Below are 17,115 nucleotides of genomic sequence, written 5' to 3'. Positions count from 1 at the left end.
TGCAGTCTGTCTTCCCTGTACGAGACGAGGTCCGAGACCGGAATGGCGAGCGGGACGAAGAGCAAGGGCAAGCCCAAGGGCAAGGGCGGCTCCGCCAAGAACGCGCGGACGCGCACCTCCATCTCGCGCGCGGGTAAGCCCATCCCGTGGGCCACGATCCTCGGGGCGGCCGTCGTCTTGCTGCTGGCGGGCGGCGTGTTCACCTACGCCTTCACGCAGATCAACGAGAAGGAGCAGTGGATCGCGTCGGAGGAGAACCAGGACCCCTCGGAGAACATCGACGGCGTCACGCGCGTCAACTACGACGGCGCCCAGCACGTCGCGCCCCAGCAGCGGGTCGCCTACGACCAGACCCCGCCCTTCGGCGGACCGCACGACCAGGCGTGGGCGAACTGCTCCGGCACGGTCTACGACAAGGCCGTCCGCAACGAGAACATGGTCCACTCGCTGGAGCACGGCGCGGTGTGGATCGCGTACAACCCGGACGAGATCAAGGGTGGCGCGCTCGACAAGCTGAAGAGCAAGGTCGAGGGCCAGCCGTACATGATGCTGTCGCCCTACCCCGGCCTCGACAGGCCGATCTCACTGCAGTCCTGGGGACACCAGCTCAAGCTCGACAGCGCCGACGACGAGCGGATCGACCAGTTCACCAACTCGCTGCGGGAGAACCAGTACCAGAACCCCGAGCCGGGCGGGCGCTGCGACTCCGACGGCACCGGCTTCGACCCGATCAACCCGCCGCCGTTCGTGGCCGAGAAGCCCGGCAAGGACGCGGTGACCATGGACGGCAAGGGCGCGATCGAGGCGACGGACGAGGGCGCGGCCGGCCAGCAGCCACCGCCCGGCCAGCAGCTCCCGCCAGGCCAGCAGCCGCCAGCGGCCACCGTGCCCCCGTCCGCCCCGGCCACGAACGCGCCCCCGCCGAGCCAGTGACCGGGTCACGCGAACCGGCCGCACCGGAGGACACCAACGAGACCGTCGGCGACCCCGCCCCCGACGACAACGACCGCACGGCCGACGACCCCGACGAGATCCCCGACGGGGACGACCGCGACACGGGCGACGCCGGTCACTACGAGGGGCAGTCGCGCGGTCCCCGGGTGCTCGTGTACGTCGCCGCCGCGGTCGTCCTGCTGCTGGTCGGTGCCACCGTCGGGATGCTCGTGACGCTCTCCCGGACCGACTCGTCCGCGCCGCCCGACGCGGGCTCGGTCGACGTCGGGTTCGCGCAGGACATGCGGGTGCACCACCTGCAGGCGGTGACGATGGCGGGCATCGAGCGCGACCGTACGACCGACCAGGTGCTGCGCGGCATCGCGTACGACATCGAGTCCACGCAGCTCGCGCAGCTCAGCGAGATGTCGGGCTGGCTGACCGTGTGGGGCCAGCCCGCCCTGCCCGCTCCGGGCGCCCCGCACATGGGCTGGATGTCCGAGGGCGGTACCCACTCGCACAGCGACGGCAGTGGCGGGACCACGACCGGGGCCGTGCAGCGGATGCCCGGCATGGCCACCACCGAGGAGCTCAACAGGCTGCGCACGCTGTCCGGCAAGGAGCTGGACGTGCTGTTCCTGCAGCTGATGCTCCGCCACCACCAGGGTGGGCTGGAGATGGCGCAGTACGCCGCCGAGCACGCGTCCGAGGGCTACGTGCGCAACCTCGCGCAGAAGGTCGTCTCCAGCCAGGACAACGAGATCCGGCTGATGACCGCGTACCTGAACCAGCGCGGCGCCGAGCCCCTGCCGTTCCCCTGAGCGGTCACCACTGGAGCTCGTGGCAGCTCACCGCGGACTCGCCGGTCTCGACCTGCAGCGTGGCGTGCTCGATCTGGTACTCGTCGGCGAGCAGCGTGCGCGCGGCCCGCAGGATCTCCTCCCGGTCGGCGCCGGCGAGCACGGTGAGGTGCGCGGAGGCGACCTCCATGCCCGAGGTGAGCGTCCAGACGTGCACGTCGTGCACCTCCCTGACCCGGTCGAGCGCGCCCAGCGCGTGGGTGAGCCGCTCGACGTCGACCCGCTCGGGGGCGTGCTGGAACAGGATGCGCAGCGAGCGGCGGGCCAGTGCCCAGGTGCGCGGCAGCACCCACAGTCCGATCGCGACACCGAGGACGGGGTCGGCCCAGCGCCAGCCGAACAGCAGCGTCAGCGCGCCGCTGAGCAGCACGCCGAGCGAGCCGACGAGGTCGGCGAGCACCTCCAGGTAGGCGCCGCGGACGTTGAGGCTCTCCGCGGACCCCTTGCGCAGCAACAGGAACGCGGCCGTGTTGGCCACCAGCCCGAGCAGCGCGACGGCCAGCACGGTGCCGCCGGGTACCACGGGCGGATCGCGGAACCGCTGCACGGCCTCGACGAGGACGTAGCCGGCGACCCCGAAGAGCAGGACGGCGTTGGCGAGGGCGGCGAGCACCTCGGCGCGGTAGAGGCCGAAGGTCCGGCCGGGGGTGCGGCGGGCGCGTCCGGCGGCGAGGATCGCGACGAGCGCGAGGCCGACCCCGATCACGTCGGTGACCATGTGCGCACCGTCGGAGATGAGCGCGAGCGAGGAGGTCGCGAGCCCGGCGGCGACCTCGACCACCATGAACGCGGCCGTGATCGCGAACGCGGCGGTCAGCACGCCCAGGTGGCGGCGGGACGCGCTCGCGTGCTCGTGGCTCATACCCGGCTCCTTCCTACCCGGGCGCCAACATATAGTCACATGCGCATGCTTGCAACGTTCATCGTGCGGCGAGCGAGCCGAGCCAGCGGCCGATCGCCCGGGTGGCCGCGGGTGCGAACCGGGCACCGAGCGCGCCGACCCGGGCCTCCGGCGTGACCGGCACGACGAGCTTGCCCGCGCCGACGGCGGCCACCACGGCCCGGGCAACCTTCTCCGGGCCGTAGCCACGCTTCTCGTACATCGCGAAGGCGTGTCGCCGGCGGTCCTGCTCCTCCTCCGGCCCGACGCCGGCGAAGCGCGTGGTGGCGGTGATGTTGGTGTGCACGAAGCCGGGGCAGATGGCGCTGACCCCGATGCCGGCCTCCCGGAGCTCGCCGGCGAGGCACTGGGCGAGCATCAGCACGCCGGCCTTGGTCGTGCTGTAGGCCGGGAGCGTCGGCGTGGGGAGGTAGCCGGCGGCGCTCGACGTGATCACGACGTGGCCGCCCTCGCGCCGGTCGACCATGGCGGGGAGGAATGCGCGGAGGGTGTGGATCACACCCCACAGGTTGACGTCCAGGACGCGGCGCCAGTCCTCCTCGCTGGTGTCGAGAAAGGAGCCGCTGACCCCGATGCCGGCGTTGGCCATGACGAGGTCGGGGACGCCGTGCTCGGTGTTGACGTGCGCGGCGAGCTTCTCGGTGGCCGACCCGTCGGCGACGTCGAGCCGGTAGGCGACACTGTTCGCCCGGCGGGCGGTCGCCTCGGCGGAGTCGAGGTCGATGTCCACGCAGAGGACCTCGACACCGGCGTCGGCCAGGGCGAGAGCCGTCTCCCGGCCGATCCCACTACCGGCACCGGTGACGACGGCGAGCTGCCCCGCCAGGTCCGGCACCGTTGCGCTCCTCCTCGCCCGCCTGCCCGGCGTCACCCGCCCCGCGTTCCCCGGCCGAGTCGTCCGCGCCGGTCGCTTCGCCCGGGCGAGCTCGCGCGGCGCCGGTTCCCCGTCGACGTGCCGGACGAAGTCGGCGATGAGCCGCGCGACCGCGTCGGGGTGCGTGCGGGGTGCCCAGTGCCCGGCGACGAGCTCGCGGCGCCAGAGGTTCTCGCACCAGGGATCGGCGGCGTCGAGCAGGGAGCGGGTGACGTAGGGGTCCTGGGTGAGCGCGATCTGCTGGACCGGGACGGTGATCGTCTTCGGGTCCTTCGGCGGCTTCATCAGGTTGGCCCGGTAGAGCTGGATGCCGTTGCGTGCGTCCCGGTAGTCGGCGCGGAACGTCGTCCGCAGCCGCGGCAGCCGCCAGACCAGCTCGGGGATGACGGGGAGCTGGAAGGCCGCGAGGTACCAGGAGTGCAGCGCCTGCCGCCCGACCCGGAGCGGCCGCCGGGGCCAGCCCCGCAGCCAGACGCCGATCTGGTCGAGGTCGGGCCCGGAGATGGACGTGAAGGACTTGACGAGGTCCGGATCGAGCGCGGCCCAGCCCTGGATGGACCCCCAGTCGTGCCCGACGAGATGCACGGCCTCACCGGGACAGACGGCGTTCGCGACGGCACGAAGATCGTCGCCCAGCGCCGCCATCCGGTAGCCGTCCTTGTTCGGGGGCTCCCCGGACGAGCCGTGCCCCCGCACGTCGTACCGCACGACCCGAAACCGGTCGCGCAGCCGCGCGGCCACCCCGTCCCAGACGGAATGGTTGTCCGGGTAGCCGTGCACGAGGATCACCGTGGGCCCGGCCCCTTGCTCGACCACGCGGAGCCGCACCCCGCCGGACTCCACCCACCGCCTGCGCAACCCATCCATGCGGCTCACGGTAGCCGCCGGCCGCCGGCCCCCACCGAGTACGCTAAGGTACCGGTCACATGACAAGGGCCCTTGTAGCTCAGGGGATAGAGCACTGCCCTCCGGAGGCAGGTGTCGCAGGTTCGAATCCTGCCAAGGGCGCCCAGTCAAACCGCCGCTGACTAGCAAAAACGCTTGGTCGCGGCGGTTTCGCCGTATCCGGCTGTGTCCGACGAAACCCGGCCACCTGCGGCTCCCCGTGGACAATGCGTGGACAAGTCGATCAACGGTCTGGGCGATCACTGTCAGAGCGCAAGGAGGCCTGCCATTCCTTGACCCGTCCGGTCGACGAGATGGCAGGAACCCGGCATCGTGAGATCACTATCCAGCGCGACACGTGCCAGCCTGTTGCTTGGCAAGGCACTCGTTGCACTTCTCACCGCTGGTCCCCGATCCCGGCGAGCTCACAGCCCTACGGGTGCGGACCGATCGTGACGATGATGATCTCGTCGGCGGCGCCATAGATCCACCAGATGCGCCACGCTGAGGGGGTCTTGTTCTCGACGTAGGACTCCCACAGCGCGGCGCCACCGGGGCCGGGCACCGACTGGTAGCGGTGCGAGTTCAGGCCCGGGTGACTCGGCCCTGGGTTCTGCAGCAGGCGCAGCGTCTTCCGAACCTTCTTGAGCTTCGTCTTGTACTGCGGGCTCTGCAGGTCCTCGATGACCTTCTCGGCCTCAGCGGTGTATTTGAGGACGTAGGGAGGAGCACTCACTCGTCTTCGTCTTCCTCATCCTCGGTCAGCCAGTCCAGGCGCTTGATCTTGCCCTCGGCGGCGTCGGCCAGGCCGCGGAACAGTGACGCCTTCAGGTCCTCGTTCTCCCAGACCAGCAGCTCGCGCTTGGGGATGCTCGCCAGCGGCGTGAGCAGGATGGCGCCCTCGTCGTTGACGGCCAGCGCGTAGCGGTCGTCCTTGTGCACGCCGGCCTTGCCGAAGGCGATCCTCGCGCGCTCATCGGCGGTGACCTCCGCGATGGGGCGGAACCCGTCCACTGCTGTCATGGCAGCCTCCTCTCCACACACAGAGTACGGACACGTGGGCAAGTGGACAATGCCCATCCGTGTCGCCTCGCTCACGTGCATGATGCCCGGTCGAGCACGCTGTGGACAATGCGTGAACAAGGCCGGGGTCACCGGGCGCCGGCCACCACCAAAACCGCTGGTCAGACTCGCGGCGCCCTGTGCCGGTGTAGCCCTCCGGAGGCAGGTGTCGCAGGTTCGAATCCTGCCAAGGGCGCCCCCTTTGACCTGGTCTAACGCTCTCTGTCAGCGATCTTGATGGGATCGCATGACATGGGCCCGTGACATCACCCGGGGTTACTCTCGATCTATGGGGGAACAAGATCGGGGCTGCGGGCGCGTTCGCGCCCGCAGGACGGCAAGAGCCGTCCTCAGCCCAAGGGAAGCATCGACACGCTGCCGAGTTGGCCAACGAAGCCAAGCAACGATTGGCCGAGGAGGTCCAGGCGGACCGCCACAACAGCGCGTCGATCCGGTCCTCGCGCCACTGCGGCTCCGCACCGGTGCCGTCGGGACATTCCACAGCAAGCCGGTCCCGTTCACGGGCCGGCCTGCCGGGTGTTCACCGGTCAACTTCCTGGCCGACGCGGGATCATCACGGTCGCAGGTGGCGGCGTGCCGTGAGTTCTGCCTGGTTGATGGCGGCGATCAGCAGACCCGCCACACGGTCCTGGGGCATTCTCGCCATCGTCGGGCCGTCCGGTTCCACGCCGGTCAGCGTGCCGGTCCGGTCGACTCCGACCCAGCCGAGACTGGCGTCGACTGGCACCGCCGCGAAGTAGTCGCCGGCCGGTTCGTTGCGTACCGTGAAACGATCTTCCCGGTAGTCGCCGACGTCGTCGTGGTCGAACAGGCGCAATTCGTACGAGTGGCTCATCGCGCAAGCTCCGACACCGCAATCTGGTGTTCCCGAGCCTTGGCCCGTACCGCACTCTCGATCGCCGAGCGTGCGTCTGCCTGCGCGCGGGTGACTGCCTGCACGACCTGAGTGCCCAGCGCACGGCCCGTGCTCCGGGTCAACGCGGTTGCGGTGAACCGGAGGTTGACCAGGCGGGCGGTGTGGTCGGCCTCGGCAACCACCAACCCGCCGTCCGAGGCCGCGGCGAACCGCCGACCGGACAGCTCCGCGTCGATGCTTTCGGCCAGCGCCATCCTTCGGGCGACGTGCTCCTGAACTCGCTGGCGCAGCAAGGACATCCGGATTCCCATGACACCTCCCACTAGTGTCCAAAGTGGACTTTCAGATCACGGGTGGATTGATCTGGTTGACATGACCGGTCATGCCGACGGTGGACGTGTCCGCGATCTGTCCTCCGCCTGCTCGTAGTGGCCGGTCATCGCGTACACGTCGCCAAGGCGGGCCAGCGCGAACAGTTCGGCGAGGAGGTGACCAGTCGCGCGGGCACCGGCTAGTGCTTCCTGGTAGTAGTCCGCTGCCTGCTGGTAGTGGCCGATCCGCTTGCTGATGCGGCCCAGACCGACGATGGCGGACAACTCGCTGGAGCGGTTCCCGATCTCCCGCGCCATGGCCAACGACTGCCGGTAGTGCCCGGCGGCGTCCTCGTAGCGATCGGTCAACAGGTCGCAGTGGCCGAGCCCGGCGATGGCCTTGAGTCCGCCGAGCCGGGAGCCGGTTTCGCTGGCGACGGCGAGTACCTGGCGGTAATACTCGGCAGATTGTCGGTAGTTGCCGGTGAGCAGCAGGTTGTCGGCCAGGCCGCCGAGTGCGGTCAGCTCGCCGTGCGAGTTCTCGCACTCACGTGCCACTGTCAGAGCCTGCCGGTAGTGCTCGGCTGCCTTCTCGTAACGGCCGGTCCGCTGGTAGGTGTGCGCGAGCCCGGCTAGTGCGGTCTGCTCGTTGTCGCGGTTGCCCAGCGTGCGGGCGACCGCGAGCGCCTGGCTGTGCAGGGTGTGGGTGTCGGCATGACGGGCGCGGCGGCGTATGTGCCGGTACAGGGTGGCCGAGAGGTCGCCGGCGTAGTGCGGCCAGTCGTGGTTGCCGGCGTGGACGGCTGCGGCGAGCAGGTTGGCGTGTTCTGCCTCCGGCCAGTGTTCGGCTCTGCTCGTGGTGTGGACATCCGGCACCGGTGTTGCCGGCTCCGGAAACCGCGGCCTGGCGTCCGCGCCGTCGGGATAGACGGAGTCCACTGCCAGCGACGCGGTGTACCGGTAGTGGTCGAACAACCTGGTCAGCGCTGCGGCGCGGCTGTCGTCGCCGTCAGTGGACTCGGCGAGTTCGGCCGCGTACCCCCACAACAGGTCGTGCTGTTGGTACCTCTCCTGGTGCGTGCCGGTCCGCTCGATCAGGTGTGCACGGGTCAGGGTGGTGAGCAGGCGGCGAGTCGTCCGGGGCGTGTCGGCTCCGAGTAACGCGGTGAGCGCGTAGACGTCCACATCGTGGCCGGGATGCAGGCCGCACAACCGAAACAGCCGGGCGGCGGCAGGTTCTAGCTGCTGGTACGACCACGACAACACCGCGCGCACCGAGGTGTGTGCGTCGGTCCCGACCTCAAATGCGTCCAGCCGGGCCTGCTCGTCACCGAGTTCGGCAACCAGGTCGGCGACCCCGCCTGCCCCGGCGCTCGCGGACCCGCTCCGCGGCGATTCGCAGGGCCAGCGGCAACCGGGCGCACCGCTCGATCAGGTGCGCGATCGCGTCCTGGTCGGCGTGGGCGTGGTCGCCGATCAACCGGCCCAACAGGCTGACGGCCTCCGCAGGGGTCATCCGGTCCAGGTCAATGCGGCGCACCCCGTCCCGCGCGGCCAGCCCGGTCAGGAGGTCCCGGCTGGTGATCGCGACGAAACACGACGCGGATCCAGGCAGCAATGGCCGTACTTGGTCCGCGGTGCGCGCGTTGTCCAACAACAGCAGCACTCGCCTGCCGGCGACCAATGTCCGGAACATGGCCGCCCGCTCGGCGTCCTCTGGAGGGATCGCGGCGCCCAGCACGCCGAAGGAACGTAGAAAACCCGCCAGAGCGTCGCCCGGCGTCACCTGCTGGTCCGGGCCATAACCGCGAAGGTCCACATACAGCTGACCGTCCGGAAAAGCGACCAGCGACCCGGTGCGCCCACCGAACCGCGAGAGCCGTCTTGCCGACACCAGCGGCGCCCGTGACCGCGACCAGACGAGCCGACGGATCACCCGCACACAACAGACCATCCACTTTGGACAACTCGGCGGCTCGGCCGACGAAGTCGGAGACATCGGCTGGAAGCTGAGCCGGTGCCGGCAGAGGCGTTGCCGCCGTACTCGGCGCACCGAGCGGCTCACCGGCCAGGATCCGCCCTTCCAAGGCCCGCAGGTCCGGCCCCGGCTCCAACCCCAGCTCTCTGACCAGCGTCCGCCGCACCTCCCGATAGACCGCCAGCGCCTCACCCTGCCGTCCAGCGCGGTACAACGCGGTCATCAACAGGCCGTGCAACCGCTCACGCAGCGGGTGCTCTCGCACCACATCGGACGGCTCAGCGACGATCTCGGCATGACGAGCACAGGCCAGCTCAGCGGTGAACAACTGCTCGACCGCCACCAGCCTGCGCTCCGACAGCCGGTGCGCCTCCCCGGCAGGAGTATCGCCGACAGCCGCTGGCCCCACCAACCCTGACCACTGCCAGCGGCCAGTCTGGAGTGGCTCTGTCCCACTTTTCGTGACTTCGGCAGTGGTGGTCACCGAGGTCGGGTGATCAATGTCGGTGACCATGGACTCCACTTGGGCCCGGCTTCAGCCGCTTGGGCTAAACATGAAGTTGCCGGCTGTACGGCGCGGGGAGCAGGACAGGCCGATAACATCGGTGAAGTCCTTAAGTCGTGCCGAAGCCGCTTCAGCTGACCGTGCGGTGCTGAGCGACACATGGATGCCGGCAAAGGTCATCCATTGATCGACAGTGAGCTGGTCGACGCCGAGTCCGTCCAGGTCACCGGAGACCGTCGCGGCGACACGGATCTCCAGGCCGTGCTGCTCAACGACTTGTAGGTCGACTGTGTCATAGCGGTGGTGTTCGAAGAAATAGACGCTCGCCTCCGCAGGTTCGGCAAACCTCGAGTTGCGCAGGGCTTGCCCGGCCATGTCGCGCCAGGTTGCCGTTGTGAGGGGAACCCATTCGATGCACAGCGACACAGGGCTGCTCCCGTCGTCGCGTGACACGTCAGCGAAGAGGAAGGTGAAACTCCAACTCAACCAGGGCATCATGCCGAGCGTCGGGTTGTCGAACAGCAGCCCATCCCACTGCCCACCGGTGGCCGGGACGAGTTCGCTCGCTCTCAGGCCGTCACCGTCTGCCTCATCGTTCATGGCCAGAGTCTGTCAGTGCGGGCCAGTCGGAGCTGACCCTCCCAGATAGTTGATCATGATCGAAGTGCGATGATCTTGGTCTGGTAGGGGTCCTGTTCCCGCATTTGGCTGGTGTGCGGATCGATGGTGTGTGCGCGAGGGGCCGGTCGGTGCGGATCGAGGCGAGCACGCAGGCTGCCGAGGCCTCGTGTTCTGGCTGTGGGGTTGCGTCGGGTCGGGTGCATAGCAGCTATGAGCGGCGGTTGTCCGACACCGCGGTCGGCGGCCGGGAAATGCTGGTCCAGTTGCGGGTGCGTCGTTCTTGTGCGACAACTTCGAGTGCGCCAAGAAACCTTCGCGGAACAGGTCCCGGGATTGACCGTCCGTTATGGACGTCGCAGCACGGTGCTCACCGCGGCGTCGCGTGCGGTCGCGCTCGCTCTGGGAGGCCGTGCTGGCGCACGGCTGACCAGTCACCTGGCCGCTGCGGTGAGCCGGATGACGTTACTGCGGTTGATCCGTAACCTGCCCGAGCCCGAGATGTCGACACCGCGCGTGCTGGGGGTGGACGACTTCGCCCTGCGGCGCGGGCACAACTACGGCACAGTGCTGATCGACATCGAGTCCGGTAAGCCGGTCGACGTCCTGCCTGATCGGTCGGCCGACTCGCTGGCGACGTGGCTGGACGCCCACCCTGGGGTTGAGGTGATCTGCCGCGACCGCGCCGGATGCTATGCCGAGGGCGCCAACCGTGGCGCTCCGGCGGCCGTGCAGGTCGCCGACCGCTGGCACCTGCTGCACAACCTCACCGGCGCGGTGAAACGCGTGGTCGGACGGCATCGCCGCTGCCTGCGCGCCGAACCCGACCCGGCTCAGTCCATCGCAACACCCTCGATCGGTGACGCAGTCGAGGGACTACGCGCCGAGCAGACCCGCGCCCGGCATGCCGAAATTCACGCGCTACTCGCCCGAGGCCTGTCACTGACCACGATCAGCCACACCCTCGGGCTGGACCGCAAAACCGTCCGCCGCTACGCCCAGGCCGCCAGCCCGGACGAGCTCATCGGCGCGAACCCGACCGGGCGCACCAGCACCCTGAAGCCCTACAAGCCCTACCTACGCCAACGCTGGGAGGAGGGCTGCACCAGCACCAACCAGCTGCTCGAGGAAATCCGCGACCGCGGGTTCCACGGCAGTATCCGCACCCTGCGCCGCTACACCGCCGAGCTGCGTGCCACGCTCACCAAACCAGAGCCACCACCAGCGCCGAAGGCGCGCGACGTCGTCGGCTGGATCGTCCGCAACCCCGACAACCTCACCGACGACGACCGCGCCGGACTGGAAGACGCCTGTGGTCGCTGCGCGGAGCTGGCGGCCACCCGCGACCTCGTCGCCAGTTTCGCGAAAATGCTCTGCCACCTCGGCGGCGCCAAACTCGAAGAATGGGTCTGCAAAGCCGAAAACGGCCCCGTCCGCGAGCTACGCGCCTTCGCCACCGGACTACGCAAGGACTGGCACGCCGTCACAGCCGGACTCACCCTGCCTTACAACTCCGGCGGCGTCGAAGGCAACGTCACCAGAATCAAGGCCATCAAACGACAAATGTACGGCCGAGCCAAACCCGACCTGCTCCGACTCCGCATCCTCCTCAGCGACTAACGACCACCGAATCACGGAATGTGGGACAGAGCCACTTCCCACTGGCCACTGACAGACCACCACACAACCACCGAGTGCGGTCACTTCTCACAGACAAAGCCAGGTGTTCGGCGGCGGCACCACCGCCCCGGCGGGTCACCGGGCACCGACCGCCGCCGAACGCACCGCCGCCCGCGTGCTCGCCCGGGCACTGTCGACTGCCGGTACCCGTGACCGGGTCGCCACGAAGGCGACCGCGCCCCTACCGCCCGGGCGGTCGCGGATGCGAGGCGCCCTCGCCCGCGAGGCACAACTCGTCGCCGGTCGCATCCCGACCGCCGAACCGTTCACCCGCACCACCGTCCCGACCCCGCCACTGCGGCTCGGGATCGCATGCGACGTGACCGGGTCGATGGCCGACTTCACCCGCCCGGTCGCCTCAGCGGCGTGGATCATGGCCAACGCCGCCCGCCTCACCACCGTGCCCGCGACCACCGCGACCGTGACCTGCAACTACGAGGTCCGCCCGATCACCTACCCGGCACCGCGTCCGCACGGGTGACCGAGTTCCACGCCGACGGCGGCGGCCACAAACTCGGCAACGCCCTCGACGCCCTCGACGGCGCGCTCGACCTGTCCACCCCGAACGCCGCCCGCCTCGTTGTGATCGTCTCCGACGGCAAGTACAGCACCGACCAACGCCGCGACGCGCAAACCCGCCTCGACCGCCTCCTCGCCACCGGGTGCGCAGTGCTCTGGCTGACCGTCAACGACGATGACACCCCGCTCGACGGCGCCACCGTCCACCGCCTCAAGAAACCCACCGGCACCGATCGGATGCCACGTCTCGCTCGACACCGGTGCCGAAGAGAGCCCGCACCCATCTGGCTGACTCCTCGTCCAAGCCGACCACCTCGGCCCGGACCGGCGCGCGGACCCGGGTCCACGCGCCGGAGGTGTCAGGCCGTCGCCCGCCTCGGAAGCTTCCACCCGGAGCGGGGGAAGTGGCAGGTGTAGCCGTTGGGGTACTTCTGCAGGTAGTCCTGGTGCTCGGGCTCGGCCTCCCAGAAGTCGCCCGCCGGGGTGACCTCGGTGACGACCTTGCCGGGCCACAGGCCCGAGGCGTCGACGTCGGCGATCGTGTCCTCGGCGACCCGCTTCTGCTCGTCGCTGGTGTAGAAGATCGCCGACCGGTAGCTGGTGCCGATGTCGTTGCCCTGGCGGTACTTCGTCGAGGGGTCGTGCACCTGGAAGAAGAACTCGAGCAGCGCGCGGAAGTCGGTCTTCTCGGGGTCGTAGACGACCTCGATGGACTCTGCGTGGGTGCCGTGGTTGCGGTAGGTGGCGTTCGGGACGTCGCCGCCGCTGTAGCCGACGCGCGTGGACACGACGCCGGGCTGGTGGCGGAACAGCTCCTCCATGCCCCAGAAGCAGCCGCCGGCGAGGATCGCCTTCTCGGTGGTCACGTCGTCTCCTTACTTGTCGTCGGTGTCGGTGTCACTCGTGAACAGGGTGAGGTATTCGCCGTACCCTTCGTCCTCCAGGTCGTCGACGTGGATGAACCGCAACGACGCTGAGTTGATGCAGTAGCGCAGTCCACCCTTGTCGGGGGGACCGTCGTCGAAGACGTGGCCGAGGTGGCTGTCCCCGTGCAGCGAGCGGGCTTCTGTCCGGATCATCCCGTGGCCGGAGTCTTCGCGCTCGACGACGTTCGTCTCGGCGATCGGCGTCGTGAAGCTCGGCCAGCCGGAGTTGCTGTCGTACTTGTCGACCGATGCGAACAGCGGCTCGCCGGACACGACGTCGACGTAGATACCGGGCTCGTGGTTGTCCCAGTAGGCGTTGACGAACGGGCGCTCGGTGCCGTCCTGCTGGGTCACGCGGTACTGCTCCGGATCGAGCCGCGAAACGGCTTCCGGGTTCTTGTGGTACTGGGTCTGCTGGGGCACAGCTCTCCGTTCCCGGCCTTGCGGCGCGAAGCTGGGGAACCAGGTGAAACGCACCTGGACACGCACATGTACAGACACCCCACGGGCCGGTCGTATTCCCGCGGATCCTGCCTTCTGTGGACTATTTAGTCCGAAACCATAGCTGGGAGCGGCTTGGCATTGATGCTGCGGTCGGCACATGTGACCTGGGGTACGTCGCCACGCGCGGTAGCGCCCGGCGATCTCATAGTGGACTTGACCGACCAGTTATGCCGGGGCTAGGTTCGGGGTCGTCCGCCTGTGTGCCTCCGCTAGCGACGAACTGTGCGACTGGACCAACCGGCGTCGAGCTCCACGGACGTCGCGCTACTCCCGGGGAGCCGGGTTCTGCAAACACCGCGATTCGGTGGGGAGAGAGCAACTGTCATGAGTGAGAGCTTCGAGGGCCGCAAGGTTGTGGTCGTCGGCGGTAGCAGCGGCATGGGCCTGGCCACGGCCCACCAGGTGGTCGCCGGGGGCGGCACCGCCGTGATCACGGGCCGAGACCAGGACAAGGTGCGTGCCGCGGTCGAAGCGTTGTCGCGGAACGGAAAGGCGTGGGGCATCACGGCTGAGCTGACCGACCGTGACCAGGTGCCCGAGGTCCGAAAGCAGCTCGCCGCCGAGCACGCCGACGCGACCCTGCTCGTCAACGCCGCGGGTTTCTTCGTCCCGAAGGCGTTCAGCGAGTACGACGAAGCCTTTTACGACTCGTACAACGAACTGAACCGCGCGCTGTTCTTCATCACGCAGACCGTCGTCGAGGGCATGGTCGCCGGTGGCCAGGGCGGCGCCATCGTCAACATCGGCTCGATGTGGGCGCACCAGGGCATCGCGGCGACGCCGCACACCGGCTACTCCGTGCAGAAGGGCGGCATCCACGCGCTCACGAAGGCGCTCGCGATTGAGCTGGCGCCGCACGGCATCCGGGTCAACGCGGTCGCGCCCGGGGTCGTGAAGACACCCCTGTACCTGCGCTTCGTCCCAGCGGACAAGCTCGATGAAACGGTCGACGGCTTCGACAGCTTCCACCCGCTGGGGCGGGTCGGCAGCCCGGAGGACATCGCGAACACGGTGTCGTTCCTGCTGTCGGACAAGTCGAGCTGGATGACCGGCGCCATCGTCGACGTCGACGGCGGCATCATGGCCGGCCGCAACTGACCCTCGAACGTAACGCGGGGATGGCGCCGGCGGGGCTGCGGACGTGCCCGTACGCATCCGTAGCCCGGGCGCCCGCGGGAAACCACGGCAACTCGGCGAGACCGTGGCTTCGCCGCGAGTCAGGCCAGGTCCGCCGGACGAACCCGGTACACCTGCAGCGTGTGGTCGCCGCGTGCCTCATGATCGGCGGCATCGGCGCCCACTACCTGCTCAACGGTCGTGAGCGCGCGTTCGGCAAGCGCACGGTGTCCAGACGGACGGCCTCGGCGACGACGGTCGTCGCCGCCGTTCCACGATGTACAGGGCGCGAGCCGGCACCGTCGCCCGCAGCGCTTCGACGACCGGGTCGCGACCGGCGACGAACGTCACCGGGATCCCTTGCGCTGCCACGGTTCCCGGCCTGCCGCGAACTCATCGGCCGAGCGACCAGCGCGGCCCGTTCGGCGTGTCCTCGACGACGACCCCGGCCGCAGCCAGCCCGTCCCGCAGCGCGTCGGCCGTCGCGTAGTCCTTGCGCGCCCTGGCCAGCCGGCGCTGCTCCAGCGTGACGTCGACGAGCTTGCCGAGCGCGTCGCAGCACCCGTCACCGGCGCCCGCCTGCTCGGCCCAGGGCTCGGCGAGTGGGTCGAGCCCGAGCACGTCGAGCATCGCACGCAACTCGCCCAGCAGTCGGTCGATCGCCTCCTTGTCGCCGGCGGCGAGTGCCGCGTTGCCCTCCCGCACCGCGGCGTGCACGACGGCGAGTGCCTGCGGCGTGCCGAGGTCGTCGTCCATCGCATCACGGAACGCCGCCGGCACGTCCGACGCCGCCGGCACGGCACCGGCTACCTCGACGGCCCGGGTCACGAAGCCCTCGATGCGCCGGTACGCCGCGGCGGCCTTGTCGAGTGCCTCCTCGGCATACTCGACGGTCGACCGGTAGTGCGGCGCGACGAGGTAGTAGCGCAGCTCGACCGGACGCCACCGCTTGACCAGCTCGGTGATCAGCAACGTGTTGCCGATCGACTTGCTCATCTTCTGCGCGCCGAGGTTCAGCAACCCGTTGTGCAGCCAGTAGCGCGCGAACCTGTCGCCCACGCCGCGGGATTGCGCCAGCTCGTTCTCGTGGTGCGGGAACACGATGTCGGTACCACCCCCGTGGATGTCGAACGTCGGGCCGAGGTACGTCGTCGCCATCGCCGAGCACCCCAGGTGCCAGCCGGGCCGGCCCGGGCCCCACGGCGCCGGCCAGGACGGTTCGCCCGGCCGGGATCCCTTCCACAGCGCGAAGTCGAGCGGGTCGCGCTTCGGCCGGTCCGGGTCGGTCTTCTCTGTCTTGACCATCTGGTCCGGCTGCTGGCCGGACAGCGCGCCGTACTCGGACAGCGAGCGCACGTCGAAATACACGTCGCCGCCGCTGGCGTACGCGTGGCCCCGGTCGATCAGCTGCTGGATCAACTCGATCATCTGCGTGATGTGCCCGGTGACGAGCGGCTCCACCGTCGGCGGGCGCAGACCGAGCACGTCGTAGGCCCGCTCCATCTGGTGGATCACCCGCTGGCCGACCTGCCACCACGGGACGCCCTCCTCGGCGGCACGGACGAAAATCTTGTCGTCGACGTCGGTGATGTTGCGCGCGAAGACGACGTCGTGGCCGGACCGCTCGAGCCACCGCCACAGCACGTCGAAGATCACCTTGCTGCGCGCATGCCCGATGTGCGGCGGCGCGTAGACAGTGTCGCCACACAGGTACACCGTCACCTTGGGCGGGTCGAGCGGCTCGAAGCCGCGTACGCTGCGGGTTTTGGTGTCGTACAGGCGAAGACTCACGTGCTCAAGGGTAACGAGCTCAGGCGGTGAGGCCCGGCCGCTCTCTGTGTCGCCGAGCAGGCGGGTCTGCTGGTCACCCGCCCACGACGTGACGTACGACGTGTCCTCGCGCGCCCGCACCGCCGGACCGAGGGCGAGCGGCGATTTCCTTGCCGACCTCGTCCATGTCGAGGCGTTTGACCGCGTCCACGACCTGCGCGAGAGTCGCGGCGGGCAGGGCTCCAGCCTGGTGAGGACGAGGACACCCTCACCGAATGCCATCAGAGTCGGAATCGCCGTGATCCTGCGGCGGCAGGGATCACGTGGCTCGCTACGGGTGGCGGTCGTGCGTGTCCGCTTCGAGCAGGGACAGCTGACCGAAGCAGAGCTACGCCTCGTCCTCGACTGGTCGGTCCGATCGCGCCCACGCCACCGAGCTGGCAGAGTTACTCGCCGCGCTTCACGTCACCAGGCCGACCGTCAGAGGATCGGCGCGCCGATGACTCCACATATCGGCGCCGGGTGCTCTCAGGTCCCGGCTGCGGTGTCGTCGGGTGGCCTGTCCTCCATGATCGACGAGAGCTTCTCGGACGGCGCGTCCGGCACGGTCGTCTTGTGCTTGCCACTGAACGCGCCCACGTACTTGTCGCGGTGAGCTTCCTCGACCGCGTGCGGGTAGTGCAGGTCGAACGCGGGCCGCTCGGAGCGGATCCGGGGCATCTCGGTGAAGTTGTGCCGTGGCGGCGGGGTGCTGGTGGCCCACTCGAGTGAGTTGCCGTAGCCCCACGGGTCGTCC

18 protein-coding genes, 1 tRNA gene and 3 pseudogenes are annotated in these 17,115 nt (G+C 69.2%); 7 read left to right on the top strand and 15 right to left on the bottom strand.

The window, feature by feature from the left end; all coding sequences use genetic code 11:
• Positions 1 to 42 precede the first annotated feature (42 nt).
• A complete protein-coding gene (locus ACRDTB_RS10325; RefSeq protein WP_431429823.1) occupies positions 43 to 933 on the top strand; it encodes a DUF3105 domain-containing protein in 891 nt (296 codons plus the stop codon).
• Positions 930 to 1,754 (top strand): DUF305 domain-containing protein, encoded by an 825-nt coding sequence (locus ACRDTB_RS10320; RefSeq protein WP_431429822.1) that lies wholly within the window; start codon positions 930 to 932, stop codon positions 1,752 to 1,754. Before ACRDTB_RS10325 ends, ACRDTB_RS10320 begins: the two co-directional genes overlap by 4 nt.
• A gap of 4 nt (positions 1,755 to 1,758) precedes the next feature.
• On the opposite strand, the gene ACRDTB_RS10315 is transcribed toward ACRDTB_RS10320, so the two are convergent.
• Positions 1,759 to 2,655, bottom strand: coding sequence for a cation diffusion facilitator family transporter (locus ACRDTB_RS10315; RefSeq protein ID WP_431429821.1), 897 nt, complete (start codon positions 2,653 to 2,655; stop codon positions 1,759 to 1,761).
• A 58-nt stretch (positions 2,656 to 2,713) separates the two neighbouring features.
• Entirely contained in the window at positions 2,714 to 4,435 is a 1,722-nt protein-coding gene (locus ACRDTB_RS10310; RefSeq protein WP_431429820.1) for an SDR family oxidoreductase, read from the bottom strand.
• Between the two features lie 68 nt (positions 4,436 to 4,503).
• Between ACRDTB_RS10310 and ACRDTB_RS10305 the strand changes: the two genes are divergently transcribed.
• Positions 4,504 to 4,576 (top strand) — tRNA-Arg (locus ACRDTB_RS10305).
• 310 nt (positions 4,577 to 4,886) lie between these two features.
• On the opposite strand, the gene ACRDTB_RS10300 is transcribed toward ACRDTB_RS10305, so the two are convergent.
• The 8 genes and pseudogenes from ACRDTB_RS10300 to ACRDTB_RS10265 form a co-directional block, all read right to left on the bottom strand.
• The gene (locus tag ACRDTB_RS10300; RefSeq protein ID WP_431429819.1) at positions 4,887 to 5,189 is read right to left on the bottom strand and encodes a hypothetical protein; all 303 of its coding nucleotides are present in this window, start codon (positions 5,187 to 5,189) and stop codon (positions 4,887 to 4,889) included.
• Positions 5,186 to 5,476, bottom strand: coding sequence for a hypothetical protein (locus ACRDTB_RS10295; protein WP_431429818.1), 291 nt, complete (start codon positions 5,474 to 5,476; stop codon positions 5,186 to 5,188). The genes ACRDTB_RS10300 and ACRDTB_RS10295 overlap by 4 nt, the downstream gene beginning before the upstream one ends.
• 613 nt (positions 5,477 to 6,089) lie before the next feature.
• Positions 6,090 to 6,371 carry a hypothetical protein gene (locus ACRDTB_RS10290; RefSeq protein ID WP_431429817.1) on the bottom strand — a complete coding sequence of 94 codons (282 nt, stop codon included), beginning with the start codon at positions 6,369 to 6,371 and terminating at the stop codon, positions 6,090 to 6,092.
• On the bottom strand, positions 6,368 to 6,691 hold the full coding sequence (locus ACRDTB_RS10285) for a hypothetical protein (protein ID WP_431429816.1): 324 nt from the start codon (positions 6,689 to 6,691) through the stop codon (positions 6,368 to 6,370). Before ACRDTB_RS10285 ends, ACRDTB_RS10290 begins: the two co-directional genes overlap by 4 nt.
• A gap of 81 nt (positions 6,692 to 6,772) precedes the next feature.
• Positions 6,773 to 7,969 carry a tetratricopeptide repeat protein gene (locus ACRDTB_RS10280; RefSeq protein ID WP_431429815.1) on the bottom strand — a complete coding sequence of 399 codons (1,197 nt, stop codon included), beginning with the start codon at positions 7,967 to 7,969 and terminating at the stop codon, positions 6,773 to 6,775.
• Positions 7,970 to 8,030: 61 nt separating this feature from the next.
• On the bottom strand, positions 8,031 to 8,645 hold the full coding sequence (locus ACRDTB_RS10275; RefSeq protein WP_431429883.1) for a hypothetical protein: 615 nt from the start codon (positions 8,643 to 8,645) through the stop codon (positions 8,031 to 8,033).
• A 139-nt stretch (positions 8,646 to 8,784) separates the two neighbouring features.
• Positions 8,785 to 9,195 (bottom strand): annotated as a pseudogene (locus ACRDTB_RS10270) (AfsR/SARP family transcriptional regulator); the annotation flags it as partial.
• Between the two features lie 21 nt (positions 9,196 to 9,216).
• The gene (locus ACRDTB_RS10265; protein ID WP_431429814.1) at positions 9,217 to 9,786 is read right to left on the bottom strand and encodes a hypothetical protein; all 570 of its coding nucleotides are present in this window, start codon (positions 9,784 to 9,786) and stop codon (positions 9,217 to 9,219) included.
• Between the two features lie 113 nt (positions 9,787 to 9,899).
• Between ACRDTB_RS10265 and ACRDTB_RS10260 the strand changes: the two are divergent.
• From ACRDTB_RS10260 to ACRDTB_RS10250, 3 genes and pseudogenes are all read left to right on the top strand, one after another.
• A pseudogene (locus tag ACRDTB_RS10260) lies at positions 9,900 to 10,073 on the top strand (hypothetical protein); the annotation flags it as partial.
• Complete coding sequence (locus ACRDTB_RS10255; RefSeq protein ID WP_431429813.1) at positions 10,018 to 11,424, top strand: ISL3 family transposase; 1,407 nt, start codon at positions 10,018 to 10,020, stop codon at positions 11,422 to 11,424. The pseudogene ACRDTB_RS10260 and the gene ACRDTB_RS10255, both read left to right, overlap by 56 nt.
• Before the next feature lie 103 nt (positions 11,425 to 11,527).
• The gene (locus ACRDTB_RS10250) at positions 11,528 to 11,965 is read left to right on the top strand and encodes a hypothetical protein (protein WP_431429812.1); all 438 of its coding nucleotides are present in this window, start codon (positions 11,528 to 11,530) and stop codon (positions 11,963 to 11,965) included.
• On the opposite strand, the gene ACRDTB_RS10245 is transcribed toward ACRDTB_RS10250, so the two are convergent.
• From ACRDTB_RS10245 to msrB, 3 genes are all read right to left on the bottom strand, one after another.
• On the bottom strand, positions 11,938 to 12,261 hold the full coding sequence (locus ACRDTB_RS10245) for a hypothetical protein (RefSeq protein WP_431429811.1): 324 nt from the start codon (positions 12,259 to 12,261) through the stop codon (positions 11,938 to 11,940). The genes ACRDTB_RS10250 and ACRDTB_RS10245 overlap by 28 nt on opposite strands.
• 101 nt (positions 12,262 to 12,362) lie before the next feature.
• The gene (msrA, locus tag ACRDTB_RS10240; protein ID WP_431429810.1) at positions 12,363 to 12,869 is read right to left on the bottom strand and encodes a peptide-methionine (S)-S-oxide reductase MsrA; all 507 of its coding nucleotides are present in this window, start codon (positions 12,867 to 12,869) and stop codon (positions 12,363 to 12,365) included.
• 9 nt (positions 12,870 to 12,878) lie between these two features.
• Positions 12,879 to 13,352, bottom strand: a complete 474-nt coding sequence (gene msrB / locus ACRDTB_RS10235; protein WP_431429809.1) for a peptide-methionine (R)-S-oxide reductase MsrB — start codon at positions 13,350 to 13,352, stop codon at positions 12,879 to 12,881.
• A 405-nt stretch (positions 13,353 to 13,757) separates the two neighbouring features.
• On the opposite strand from msrB, the gene ACRDTB_RS10230 reads away from it, so the two are divergent.
• Positions 13,758 to 14,531, top strand: a complete 774-nt coding sequence (locus ACRDTB_RS10230; protein WP_431429808.1) for an SDR family NAD(P)-dependent oxidoreductase — start codon at positions 13,758 to 13,760, stop codon at positions 14,529 to 14,531.
• Between the two features lie 411 nt (positions 14,532 to 14,942).
• Here ACRDTB_RS10230 and cysS read toward each other — a convergent pair whose 3' ends face one another.
• The gene (cysS, locus tag ACRDTB_RS10225; protein ID WP_431429807.1) at positions 14,943 to 16,340 is read right to left on the bottom strand and encodes a cysteine--tRNA ligase; all 1,398 of its coding nucleotides are present in this window, start codon (positions 16,338 to 16,340) and stop codon (positions 14,943 to 14,945) included.
• Positions 16,341 to 16,847: 507 nt separating this feature from the next.
• Positions 16,848 to 17,115, bottom strand: a pseudogene (locus ACRDTB_RS10220) (cytochrome ubiquinol oxidase subunit I); the annotation flags it as partial.

It is taken from the genome of Actinophytocola sp., assembly GCF_050699935.1.
In the GTDB taxonomy this organism is placed as follows: Bacteria; Actinomycetota; Actinomycetes; order Mycobacteriales; family Pseudonocardiaceae; genus Actinophytocola.
This window is presented reverse-complemented; position numbering and strand designations above follow the sequence as displayed.